This window comes from Brevundimonas sp., assembly GCF_013823285.1.
In the GTDB taxonomy this organism is placed as follows: Bacteria; Pseudomonadota; Alphaproteobacteria; order Caulobacterales; family Caulobacteraceae; genus Brevundimonas.
Map to the genome: position 1 here is coordinate 1 of NZ_PNLV01000080.1, position 11,571 is coordinate 11,571.

At 66.5% G+C, this 11,571-nt stretch carries 10 protein-coding genes and 2 pseudogenes; 3 read left to right on the plus strand and 9 right to left on the minus strand.

The window, feature by feature from the left end:
* Nucleotides 1-270, minus strand: a pseudogene (locus C0461_RS11015) (sensor histidine kinase); the annotation flags it as partial.
* Between the two features lie 48 nt (nucleotides 271-318).
* Here C0461_RS11015 and C0461_RS11020 point away from each other — a divergent pair.
* Nucleotides 319-930: an SCO family protein gene (locus C0461_RS11020; RefSeq protein WP_292106838.1), complete on the plus strand. Its 612-nt coding sequence runs from the start codon at nucleotides 319-321 to the stop codon at nucleotides 928-930.
* 116 nt (nucleotides 931-1,046) lie between these two features.
* Here C0461_RS11020 and pheT read toward each other — a convergent pair whose 3' ends face one another.
* From pheT to pheS, 3 genes are read right to left on the minus strand one after another with little or no spacing between them, the layout of a single operon-like run.
* On the minus strand, nucleotides 1,047-3,464 hold the full coding sequence (gene pheT, locus C0461_RS11025; RefSeq protein WP_292106839.1) for a phenylalanine--tRNA ligase subunit beta: 2,418 nt from the start codon (nucleotides 3,462-3,464) through the stop codon (nucleotides 1,047-1,049).
* Complete coding sequence (locus C0461_RS11030) at nucleotides 3,461-3,895, minus strand: hypothetical protein (protein ID WP_292106841.1); 435 nt, start codon at nucleotides 3,893-3,895, stop codon at nucleotides 3,461-3,463. The genes pheT and C0461_RS11030 overlap by 4 nt, the downstream gene beginning before the upstream one ends.
* Before the next feature lie 15 nt (nucleotides 3,896-3,910).
* Nucleotides 3,911-4,987, minus strand: a complete 1,077-nt coding sequence (gene pheS / locus C0461_RS11035) for a phenylalanine--tRNA ligase subunit alpha (protein WP_292106842.1) — start codon at nucleotides 4,985-4,987, stop codon at nucleotides 3,911-3,913.
* A gap of 210 nt (nucleotides 4,988-5,197) precedes the next feature.
* Here pheS and C0461_RS11040 point away from each other — a divergent pair, with 210 nt between their 5' ends.
* On the plus strand, nucleotides 5,198-6,796 hold the full coding sequence (locus C0461_RS11040; RefSeq protein ID WP_292106844.1) for an ATP-binding protein: 1,599 nt from the start codon (nucleotides 5,198-5,200) through the stop codon (nucleotides 6,794-6,796).
* Between the two features lie 19 nt (nucleotides 6,797-6,815).
* On the opposite strand, the gene C0461_RS11045 is transcribed toward C0461_RS11040, so the two are convergent.
* The 4 genes from C0461_RS11045 to C0461_RS11060 all read right to left on the minus strand — a co-directional run bounded on the left by C0461_RS11045 (nucleotide 6,816) and on the right by C0461_RS11060 (nucleotide 9,900).
* Entirely contained in the window at nucleotides 6,816-7,019 is a 204-nt protein-coding gene (locus C0461_RS11045) for a dodecin family protein (protein WP_292106847.1), read from the minus strand.
* A 91-nt stretch (nucleotides 7,020-7,110) separates the two neighbouring features.
* Nucleotides 7,111-7,464 carry a 50S ribosomal protein L20 gene (gene rplT / locus C0461_RS11050; protein WP_292106849.1) on the minus strand — a complete coding sequence of 118 codons (354 nt, stop codon included), beginning with the start codon at nucleotides 7,462-7,464 and terminating at the stop codon, nucleotides 7,111-7,113.
* Between the two features lie 110 nt (nucleotides 7,465-7,574).
* The gene (gene rpmI, locus C0461_RS11055; RefSeq protein ID WP_021697750.1) at nucleotides 7,575-7,772 is read right to left on the minus strand and encodes a 50S ribosomal protein L35; all 198 of its coding nucleotides are present in this window, start codon (nucleotides 7,770-7,772) and stop codon (nucleotides 7,575-7,577) included.
* A gap of 172 nt (nucleotides 7,773-7,944) precedes the next feature.
* Nucleotides 7,945-9,900, minus strand: a complete 1,956-nt coding sequence (locus tag C0461_RS11060; RefSeq protein ID WP_292106852.1) for a S9 family peptidase — start codon at nucleotides 9,898-9,900, stop codon at nucleotides 7,945-7,947.
* 235 nt (nucleotides 9,901-10,135) lie between these two features.
* Here C0461_RS11060 and C0461_RS11065 point away from each other — a divergent pair, with 235 nt between their 5' ends.
* Nucleotides 10,136-11,401: a type VI secretion protein ImpB gene (locus C0461_RS11065; protein WP_292106854.1), complete on the plus strand. Its 1,266-nt coding sequence runs from the start codon at nucleotides 10,136-10,138 to the stop codon at nucleotides 11,399-11,401.
* Nucleotides 11,402-11,459: 58 nt separating this feature from the next.
* Here C0461_RS11065 and C0461_RS11070 read toward each other — a convergent pair.
* Nucleotides 11,460-11,571 (minus strand): annotated as a pseudogene (locus C0461_RS11070) (translation initiation factor IF-3); the annotation flags it as partial.

Consider the following 11,571-nt stretch of genomic DNA (forward strand, 5'->3'; position numbering starts at 1 on the left):
GGCCGAGCGGCGTCCCTCGATGGTCTGGAGCCGCGCCATGGCGGTCATGTTCATCAGGGCGCTGGCCAGGATCACCACCAGACAGGCGCCGATGGGCAGGCCCAGGTCCAGAACCAGAGACGCGGTCAGAACCGCCACTGTCTGGCCCGCCACGGCAAGCCAGCGCAGAACGATCAGGGTGCGCAGCTCCAGCCCGCGCACCAGACGCGGCAGGGCGGCGGCGTCCGGCGGATCAGGCTGCGGCGACAGGTCGGCTTGGGACTGGCTCACGCCCCCTCTATAGACCGGGGCGAAGCCTTCGTCTCGCCAGGAGCCCCCATGCCGCGCAAGTCCGTTCTTCTGTTCGCCGGCGCCTGCATCGCCATCGCCGCCGCCCTGGCGGTCGTCACGGTGGTTGTGGTGGGCGGTCGTCAGCAGTCGGAGGTCGTCTCAACCGGACGGGCTGATGTGGGAGGGCCGTTCCAGCTGGTGGATCAGACTGGCCAGGCGGTGGACGAGTCCATCCTCGAAGGCCAATGGACCGCCGTCTTCTTCGGCTTCACCCACTGCCCTGACTACTGTCCCACCACGCTCCAGTCGCTGAAAGCCACGCGCGCCGCCATGGGCGAGCGAGGGGAAGACCTGGAGATCGTCTTCATCTCCATCGATCCGGAGCGGGACACTCCCGAGTTCCTGGGCGATTACCTTCAGACCAGCAGCTTTCCCGAAGGGGTCACCGGCCTGACCGGCACGCCGGAACAGGTAGCCCAGGCGGCCCGCGCCTATCGCGCCTTCTTCGAAAAGGTTGGGGACGGCCCCGGCTACACCATGAACCACACCCTGACGGTCTATCTGATGGGGCCGGATGGCGAGTTCCGCAGCGCCCTGACCCATGATCTGGCGCCGGACGACGCGGCCCGGGTCATCCTGAACGCCATGGAGCGGGGCTGATCGGCTTGGGAACCGGCGGCGTGCACGGTGCAATCAGTGCAATTGGTGCAATCCCCGCGCAGTTCGAAAATGCACGGTGCAATTGGTGCAATTCGTGCATTCTCGCCTGAAGCGCTTCAGGCCCTCAGGGTCGCCCCGAGCTTCCCGGCGGCGGCCACCACCCTGGCGGACATGGCCTCGATGTCCTTGTCGGTCAAGGTCGCGTCACGGGGCTGGATGACAACCTCGATGGCCACGGACTTGCGCCCCTCGCCCACGCCCTGGCCACGATAGACATCGAACACGCGCACGTCACGGATCAGGGCCTTGTCGGCGCCGGCCACCGCGCGGGTCAGGTCGCCCGCCGCCACGGCTTCGTCCACCACGAAGGCGAAATCGCGGGTCAGGGGCATCAGGGCTGGCAGGTCCGCCGGACCGCGCGATTTGCCCGCTGTCTTCGCGGCGCGCGGCTCCGGCAAGGACTCCAGCACGATTTCGAAGCCCAGCATGGGGCCGTCAGCGTCCAGCGCCTTGAGCACCCGGGGGTGCAGGGCGCCGAAATGGGCGATCACGGTCCTGGGGCCAAGCTGAAGGCGGGCTGAGCGGCCGGGGTGCCACCATTCCGGGTTCTGCCCCTGGACCAGTTGCAGGGAGGCCACCGGTGCGCCCAGCTCTTCCAGCAAGGCCAGAAGGTCCCCCTTGAGCGCCAGCAGCGCGTCCTCGCCCGCGCCGGACCAATGGCGGGGGGCGTGGGATGCGATCAGGGCGGCGATCACCGTCCGCTGATCCCTGGGGCCGTCGCCCAGGTAAATCGGACCGATCTCGAACAGGGCCACGTCCGGATGGCCGCGCGCGGCGTTGCGCGCCGCCGCCTCGATCAGGTTGGGCAGGATCGCGGGCCGCATGCAGTCCAGATCCGAGGCGATGGGATTCTCCAGCACCAGGCGCTCATCGCCTCCGCCGAACAGGGCGGCCTTGTCCCGGCGGGTGAAGGACCAGGTCAGGGCCTCCGCATAGCCCATGGCGGCCAACGCCCGGCGGGCGACGCGCACCCGCTTCTGGCGCGGGTCCAGCACGCCCGAAGCGGCGCGGACCACTTCTGGCAGCGGGGTGGTCGGCAGTTGGTCGTAACCGACGATGCGGGCCACTTCCTCCACCAGATCGGCGGGGCCTTCCACATCGCGGCGCCAGGACGGGGGGGTCACCCGAACGGTGACGCCGTGGCCCTCCACCGTGAAGCCCAGGCGGCACAGCACATCGACCACGCCCTCGCGGCCGATGGCCAGTCCTGACAGACGGCAGACCTGTTCCGGATCGAAGTCGAAGGCTGCGGGCCCGTTCGGGGCCTCGCCCGCCACAGTGATGTCCGAAGCCTCACCCCCGCACATGTCCAGGATCAGGGCCGTGGCCAGCTCCAGCCCCGGAACCATGAAGTCCGGGTCCACGCCGCGCGCGAAGCGGTACTGGGCGTCGGAGCTGATGGTCAGCATCCGCCCGGTCTGGGCGGTGACCAGCGGGTCGAACCAGGCGCTTTCGATGAAGACGTCCGTGGTGGTTTCGTCGCAGCCGGTGGACTCCCCGCCCATGACGCCGCCCAGGCCGATGGGGCGTTCGCCACCCGCGTCGGCGATGACGCACATGCCGTGCGCCGCCGCATAGGTCTTGCCGTCCAGGGCGATCAGATGCTCGGGCTCACCCGAGTCCTTCGCCGCCTGGCCGTGCCGGGCCACGATCACATCGCCCGACAGCTTGGCCAGATCATAGACGTGCAACGGCCGCGCCCGGTCGTAGGAGATCAGGTTGGTGACATCCACCAGAGCGTTGATGGGGCGCAGGCCGATGGCCTTGAGCCGATCCTGGAGCCACCGGGGCGACGGCCCGTTCTTGACGCCCCGGATCACGCGGCCGGCGAAGACGGGGCACAGCTCGGGCGCATCAAGGCGGATCGTGACGGGGCACGGGAAGGCGCCCTTCACCGGCTCCGGCGTCCGGTCGATGAACCGCCCGATGCCCGTAGCCGCCAGATCGCGGGCGATACCGGACACGCCCAGCCAGTCGGGCCGGTTGGGGGTCACCTCGAAATCGATCACCGGCTCGGCCGCGAAGACCTCGGCGGCGGGCGTGCCCACCGACCAGTGTTCGGGCAGGTCCAGAATGCCGTCGCTATCGTCTGCCTGCTCCAGCTCCGAGGCGGAGCACAGCATGCCGTTGGAGACGACGCCGCGCACCGGCTTCTCCACCAGGGTCACGTCCAGGCCAGGCACATAGGCGCCGATGGGCGCATAGATAGTGACCAGACCCGCCCGCGCGTTCGGTGCGCCGCAGACGATTTCCTTCATGCCGTCGATGGTCTCGACCTGGCAGACCTGAAGGCGGTCGGCGTTGGGGTGGCGCTCGGCCGAGACAATGCGCGCCACGCTGAACGGCGCCAGGGTGGCGGCGGAATCCAGAACATCCTCCACCTCCAGCCCCGCCATGGTCATGGCGTCGGCTATGACGCTGACGAAGGCGTCGGTCTCCAGGTGCTCCTTCAGCCAGGAGAGGGTGAATTTCACGCCCTCGCTCCTTCCGCCGCGGATTCCTTCCGGGCGCTCAGCAGATCGCGTTCCATGCCTTCAAGCATTTCGGACGTTCCCGTGAAGCCCACCTGGGCGAAGCGGCAGCGAACAAAGCGACAGTTCGACATGCCGACGACCCCGGCGATTTTCTCGCCGACCGGCTTGAGCAGAAGCGTACGGGGGTTTTCGGCGACACCCATGTGACAGCTGTCGAATTGCGTGCCCGTCATGACGGCCATGACGGCCGGGCCTTCGATCAGGCAGTCCGTGAAGGTCTTGCCATCCACCACCATCTCGCCCGCGTTCCAGTGCTGAACAGCCAGCATGGGGAGCCAGACGGCTTCCTTCTCGAAGGTCTTGCGCGCGACAAGGGCGCGGCCCGCAGCTTCTTCGGCGCTCATGGTCGGGGTGTCAGTCTTGTCGGTCATGTCGTGTCCTGGAAGTCAGCTCAGGCCCGAAGCAGGGTTTGGTGTTGAGAAAGGCGAAAAGCCGTAGTGGGACAGCCACCGGCTGTCAGCCTCGAACATGGGGCGCAGGTCGGTGATGCCGTACTTCAGCATGGCCAGGCGATCCACGCCCATGCCGAACGCGAAGCCCTGCCATTCATCCGGGTCCAGGCCGCAGTTCCTGAGCACATTGGGGTGCACCATCCCGCAGCCCAGGATCTCCATCCAGTCGTCGCCCTCGTTCAGCTTCAGCGAGCCGCCCGAGCGATCGCAACGGATATCCATCTCGGCCGAAGGCTCGGTGAAGGGGAAGTGGTGCGGACGGAACCGGGCATGCACGCCGGACAACTCGAAATAGCGCGCCACGAAGGTTTCCAGCGTCCATTTCAGGTGGCCCATATGGATGGCGCGGTCGATCACCAGCCCTTCCACCTGATGGAACATGGGGGTGTGGGTGGCGTCGGAGTCCTTCCGGAAGGTTCGGCCCGGGGCGATTATGCGGATGGGCGGCTTTTCGCTCATCATGGTGCGCACCTGAACCGGGCTGGTGTGGGTGCGCAGCACCTTGCGTTCGCCGGTTTCCAGATCGGCCTTCAGGAAGAAGGTGTCGTGCAGTTCGCGCGCCGGATGCTTGGGCGGGAAGTTCAAGGCCGTGAAGTTGTGGAAATCGTCCTCGATGTCGGGCCCCTCGGCGACCGCGAAGCCCATCTCGGCGAAGATGGCGATGATCTCGTCCATGGCCTGCATGGTGGGATGCACGCCGCCCTTGCGGCGCGGCCGGGCCGGCAGGCTCAGGTCGATGCGCTCGGCCAGCAGGCGCGCGTCCAGTTCGGCGGCCTCCAGCTCGGCCTTTTTCGCGGTGAGGGCGCCGCCGACCCGGTCGCGTAGACCATTGATCAGGGGCCCCTGTTCGCGCCGCTCGTCCGGGCTCATGGCGCCGAGGCCCTTGAGCAGGCCCGAGATGGAGCCGGATTTACCCAGGGCGGCGACGCGGATGTCCTCAAGACCCGTCACGCTGTCGGCCGCGCCGATGGCGTTGATCAAGTCCAGTTCCAGTTGGTTCAGGTCGGTCATGACCGCGACCCTCTAGCCTCTGAGGACGCAGCCGGAAACCCCATGACCCCCGGCCCGCCGGCATTTCAGCGGGCGTCGTCGCGGCCCGGTCCGAAGAATGTTCCGGGAGCGGACATAACTGCATGAAGATGTTGCAAAATCTTCTAAAACGGCAAAGCTGTCATTAATCGCTCGCCGCCTAAGCCCTCTCCCGGCAGCAGGAGTAGAGTGATGGCCCGGATCAGGGATTTCGTGGTGACCGCCGCCCCGGTGGGGCCGGATATCAGCGGCTCGATCGTGTTCGACCGGTTTCAAAATGAGCCGAACACCCTGGCCATAGCGGTTGTCGATGCCGATCTCCGCCCCCTGGGCCTGGTGGAGCGCAACGCTTTCACCCTGAAGATGGCGGCTGAGTTCGGTCGCGCGCTCTACGCCCGCCGTCCCATCTCGGCCCTGATGGATTCCTCGCCCCTGATTCTCGAGGGAGACACCGAAGCCGAGGATCTGTTTCGCACCGTGGACGCCACGGGATTGAGCGGCCTTCTGGTCGGTTTCGTCGTCACAGAGAACAGTCGCTACCTCGGCGTAGGCTCGGGCGTCCAGGTGCTTCAGGCGGCCGGAACCCTGGCGCGGCGGCGGGCCGATGAAATGGCCGCCCTCGCCCACGACCTGGCCAAGGCCGAAGCTGAAGCGCGCGCCTCCAGCCGCGCCAAATCGGAGTTCCTGGCCGTCATGAGCCACGAGATCCGCACGCCCCTCAACGGCGTGCTGGGCGTCGCCGCCCTGATGGAGCGTCAGTTGGAACAGGAATCGCTTCGCCCGCACCTGCGCACCATTCTGGATTCGGGAAACAGCCTTCTTCGTCTGCTCACCGACGCCCTGGACATGTCCCGCGCCGAGGCGGGGATGCTTGGCCTCGAGCCAGGGCCAGTACGGCTCACGAACCTGGCCGATGACCTTCAGGCCTTGTGGCGGGCGCGTGCCGAAGAAAAGGGCCTGGCCTTGACCGTCGCCTGTGAAGCCGAGGGGGCGGAATGGGTCGAGGCGGACGAGACGCGGCTGAAGCAGCTGCTGAACAATCTGATCGGCAACGCGATAAAGTTCACCCCACATGGCCGTGTGGAGGCCCGGATCATCACGCGTCGCGACGGCGACCGGGTGATCCTGTCAGCCCAGGTCGACGACAGCGGTCCCGGCGTGCCGCCTGATCGGCTGGAGACGGTGTTTCAACCCTTCAACACCGGCGATGCAGACCGGCAGGGCGCCGGCGCCGGCCTTGGCCTGGCCATCTGTCGTCAGATCGTCGAACGCATGGACGGGCGCATACTCGTCGAGACTTCGCCTCTGGGGGGCGCGCGGTTCCATTTCGACCTGCGGCTTAACAGGGCGACAGCGGAGGATCCGAACGGACGCCTGGCGATCGCCGAACCCACCTCACATGAAACCCTCCATGTGCTGGTTGCGGACGACAACGCCGCCAACCGTTTTCTGGCGGGCAAGCTGCTGGAGATGTTCGGCTGCACCCATGACGCCGTGGCCAACGGCGTGGAGGCGGTCGAGGCCGCACGGACAGGCGTCTATGACCTGATCCTGATGGACATCAAGATGCCGGTCATGGACGGCGTCGCCGCCACCCTCGCCATCCGCGCCCTGGGCGACAATCGAGAGACGTTGCCCATACTCGCCCTGACGGCCAATGCGGACGACCGGGACGCCGTCGGCTATCTGGCCGCCGGCATGAACGGCGTGGTGCAAAAGCCCATCCAGCCGGACGTGCTGTTGAACGCAATCCGCAGGGCGGTGGGAGAACAGGTCAGACAGGCCGCCTGACCGGGGCGGGCCGACAGGCTCAGTCCTCGAGGACGAAAGTGATCTTCAGATTGACGCGATATTCGGTCACCTCGCCGTTCCTGACCACGACCTTCTGCTCCTGGACCCAGGCCCCTTCGACATTCTTGAGGGTCTGGTCGGCTCGGGCGACGGCCTTCTTTATGGCGTCCTCAAAGCTGACGGCCGAGGATGCAGTGACTTCGGTGACGCGGGCGATGGACATTGGAAGCTCCTTTCAAGGTGCTTCGATCCAACGGACAACGCCCGCTCGGGTTGCGAGCGGGCGTCGATAGTCTCCGTGCGGCGCACCGGCGTCAGGCCAGGGCGGTGCGAACCTTTTCAGCCACGGCCTTGAAGCCGGTTTCATCGGCGGCGATGGCGGCAAGGACCTTGCGGTCCAACTCGATGCCCGCCTTGCCCAGGCCGTGCATGAACTGCGAATAGGTGAAGCCTTCGGCGCGGGCCGCGGCGTTGATGCGCTGGATCCACAGGGCGCGGAACGAGCGCTTCTTGGTGCGGCGGTCGCGGTAGGCGTACTGACCGGCGCGATCCACGGCGGCCTTGGCCGTGCGGATCGTATTCTTGCGGCGGCCGTAGAAGCCCTTGGCCTGCTTCAGGACCTTCTTGTGCTTGGCGTGGGACGTTACGCCCCTTTTGACGCGAGCCATATTCTTGTTCCCTTCGGGATGTCCCTACCGCTCGGCCCGCGGGGCCTCGCTGCTTGAGGGACATGATTTCAAACTGATGCGGTGGAGATCGAGGTTCGTGCCGACGCCGATCAGGCGTAGGGCATGTAGGACTTGATCTTCTTGGCGTCCGCGTCGGCCATGACCTTGGTGCCGCGGTTCTGGCGGATGTACTTCGAGTTGTGGCTGATCAGACGGTGGCGCTTGCCAGCCACGCCTGCTTTGACCTTGCCCGTCGCCGTCAGTTTGAAGCGCTTCTTGGCGCCCGACTTCGTCTTCAGTTTCGGCATTTTCACTCTCTCTTTTTGAGTGGTCCACCGCCAAGGGGCTGCTTGTGCCCATAGAAACGACAGACCGTTGAGAACCGCCCAGGCATGCCTGTTCGCCCGGCGGTCCGGTACGCGAAGGCGCGGCTCATACGTCATGGCGCCCGGAATGGCAAGGGCGCGGACGGCGTTGCCTCTAGCGTGGCGGGTTGTGCGTCTCCAGAAAACGCACCGTCTCGTTGAGCATCCGCTGACGGGTCGCTTCGCGTGACAGCCAGTGGTCCTCCCCGTCCAGGCGGACCAGTTCGTAGGGCCGCCCGGCCCGTTCAAGGGCCTCGGCCATGATGCGGCTCTGGTCATAGGGGACGACCGTGTCATCCCATCCGTGCAACAGCAGGATCGGCGCATCAGCCTCGGCCGCCCGGAAGGCCGGCGAGCGGTCATCCAGGGAGCGATCGCCGAGACGTTCAGCGCCCATGAAGCGGTTCCAGTAACGCACCACCGGGCTGTCGCGACGACCGGCCTGGGCGGCCGACCACTGGACCATGGTCCTCAGATCCGAGACGCCGGCCACGGACACTGCGCAGCGGTAAACGCCCGGGTCGAGCGTGGGCCCCGCCAGGGCGGCGTACCCGCCGTAGCTGGCGCCCACGATGCATACGCGCTGCGGATCGATGATTCCCTCGGCGGCCAGGTGACGCACGCCGTCAGACAGGTCGGTCTGCATCTTGAGGCCCCACTCGCCAAAGCCCGCCTCCAGATGTTCGTCGCCAAGGCCGGCGGAGCCGCGGAAATTCGGCTGAAGCACAGCATAGCCTCGCGACGCCAGCGCCTGCGCCCACCAGTCGAAACCCATCATGTCCCGGGCCGCCGGCCCGCCGTGAGGCAGAACCACCAGCGGCAGGTCGCGCGGCTCGGTGACGCCCGGCGGCAGGGTCAGGTATCCGGGAATCTCCATGCCGTCTCCGGCGGCGTAGCGGATGACGCGCATCTCGCCCACCAGATCGGCGTTCAGGTCCGGGTAGGCGTATCCGATCACCTGGGCGGAGCCCGCCTCCAGGTCGATCAGGTGATAGGTCCCGGAATCGCCGCCACCGGTGGTGCGGATGACAATGTTGTTCAGATCGTCCGACCAGGACTCGAGCCCAATGACGAGCCCTGGATAGGCATTGCGGACCGCGCGCCAGATGGCGGTCATCCGCTGATCCAGAAAGACGTATTCCACGCCTTGGTCGGTGTTCACCCCGGCGCCGAAAACCAACCGCGTGATCGGATGAGTGATGATGAAATCCGGCTCGAAATCAAAGGTCAGGGGCGACCATACGCCGTCTTCGATGCCAATTTCATAGTATCCCGCTTCCCCATCCTCAGGCTGGCCATACACCAGCACGACATCCTCGTTGCGCCCCAGCCCCAACAGGGACGGCGTGTCGATGGGGGCGTCGGTTTGCCAGACTGTTCGCCAGAAGCCATTCCGTTTGGTCTGGAGACTCCAGGTGGACGTACGCACCTGATAGCGGGTGCGCGCCACGGCCTCGCCCGCAGCGTTGAGGACGTAGCCGCCCATGTCCGGTTCGCCCGTTTCGACGCGCTGGCCCCGGCCGTTGGAGGGATCAATCCGGTAAAGATAGGAACGGGCGGGAGGCTGCAGCGGCAGCACACGCGTGTAGACCATCGCATCCTCGCCCGAGCCGCGAATGGCCACGCCGCCCGTCAGCTTGGGGAAGAAGCCGTCAAGCCCGTCCAGCAGATTGCGCACCCTTCGGGTGGATATCTCATAGATCTGTCCGTCCCAGAGTTCCTGCCGCCGGATGCCGAGCGAGGCCCCGGACTGTGTCGCCGTGGTGGTGATCAGAACCCGTCCGTTTCCGATCCAGTCCAGATCACGCACCTTTGTGTCGCCTGCCCGGACGCCGCCGATCAGGCTCATGTCGGCGAGGTCGTGGATGATCAGACTGCGGTCTTCCCCCACGACGGCGATGTGCGCCAACCGGGTTCCGTCGGGTGAAAGACGAACGGACTCCAGCGCCGGCATGCGGCCATAGATCTCAAGCGCCGGACCCGACGAACGCGTCGCTTCCTGGGCGACCACATCCTGCGCCGCCAAGCAGGCGCAAACAGCCATGACGGCCGCGATCAGAACAGATTTCATGAATGCCCCCAAGCAATCGGAACAGACTAACCCGGACTGCCAAGGAGGCAAGCGGCATCAGGTCAGGAAGCCGGATAGCGGCGACGGCCCGCTGGAACCTTCCGCCCTCCGAACTGCCGACTTCGACAGAATGGGTCCCCTGAGCGGACGTGTGCGCCCCTCGCGCCCTCCGGTATGTTCATGCTATGTTCCGGAAATGGGTGAAGGCCGCAAAGCATGGGAGGATGGCGCGGGATTGCGCTGGCTGTTCATCGACCTGAACAGCTATTTCGCCAGCGTCGAACAGCAGCTTCGACCCGAACTACGCGGGCGACCGGTGATCGTGCGGCCGGCGCCCAGCGAGCACACCTGCGCCATCGCAGCCAGGCATGAAGCCAAGGCCTTCGGGATCCGGACCGGAACACGGGTGTCGGACGCCCGGACGATGTGCCCTGATCTGCACGTGGTCGAGGCGCGGCCTGACGTCTATGTCACCGTGCACAAGGCGATCATGGCCGAGATCGACCGCCATCTACCCATCTGGAAAGTGTGCTCCATCGACGAGGCTGCCTGCGAACTGGCCGGACCGCAGCGGCTGGAGGAGAACGCCAGAGCTCTGGCCAGACGGATTCAAAATGGCGTTCTGGAACGGGTGGGGGAATGTCTGCGCTCGTCCGTGGGCCTTGCGCCCAGCCGGTTCCTGGCCAAGACGGCGTGCGGCATGAAGAAGCCGGCCGGCCTGACGGTGCTGCGGGCGAACCAACTGCCGGGCCCTCTTCTGGGCTTGCCGCTGGCCCGGTACCCGGGCATCGGACGGCGCATGCTGGCGCGGCTGGAGGCTGCGGGGATCACCGACACGGCGGGGCTGTGGGCCCTCACCCCCGCCCAGGCGCGGCGCATCTGGAACAGCATAGAGGGCGAGCGGCTGTGGCGCGGGCTGCACGGTCTGGACAGCATGGAGCCGCCCGAACGGCCCCGCGCCTCCATCAGCCACAGCCATGTCCTGGCCCAGGCCATGCGCACTCCGGACGGAGCCCGGACAGTGGCGCGAAGGCTGACCGTCAAATGCGGTGCGCGGCTACGGCGCATGACGCTGACGGGCGCCGCCCTCACCCTGATTGTGGACATGCCGGACGGCCCGGTCGCCACGGCGCGCAGGCGCGGCGCGGCCTCGGTCAGCTGCACATTCGCACCCACCTGCGACAGCTTCATTCTTCTGAAGGCGCTGGACGGTCTGTGGCGCGAGGTGGAAGCGGACACCCGGCGGCGCGCGCCGAACTATGTCGTGGTCGCGGTGCATGAACTCAAGCCGCTGGACGCCTTCACGCCCGATCTGTTCGGCTGGTCGCCGGACGCGGGCGGCCAGGCCCGGTCGCTGCGCCTGTCCAAAGCTCTGGACCAGCTCAACACTCGCTTCGGCAAGGACACGGTCAGCATCGGCCCCCGCGCGAACCTGCCCGACTATGTGGGCGCCAAGATCGCATTCAACCGCATCCCCGAGGACGAGGAGTTCTGCGAATAGGCGCAAACGAAAACGCCCCGGTGCGAACCGGGGCGTCTGGATGTCTGATGTCGCCGGATCAGCGGGGGGCCAGGATCATGATCATCTGGCGGCCCTCCATGCGGGGGGCGTACTCCACCTTGGCGATCTCGTCGAAGTCCTCCTGCACCTTTTGCAGCAGCTTCATGCCG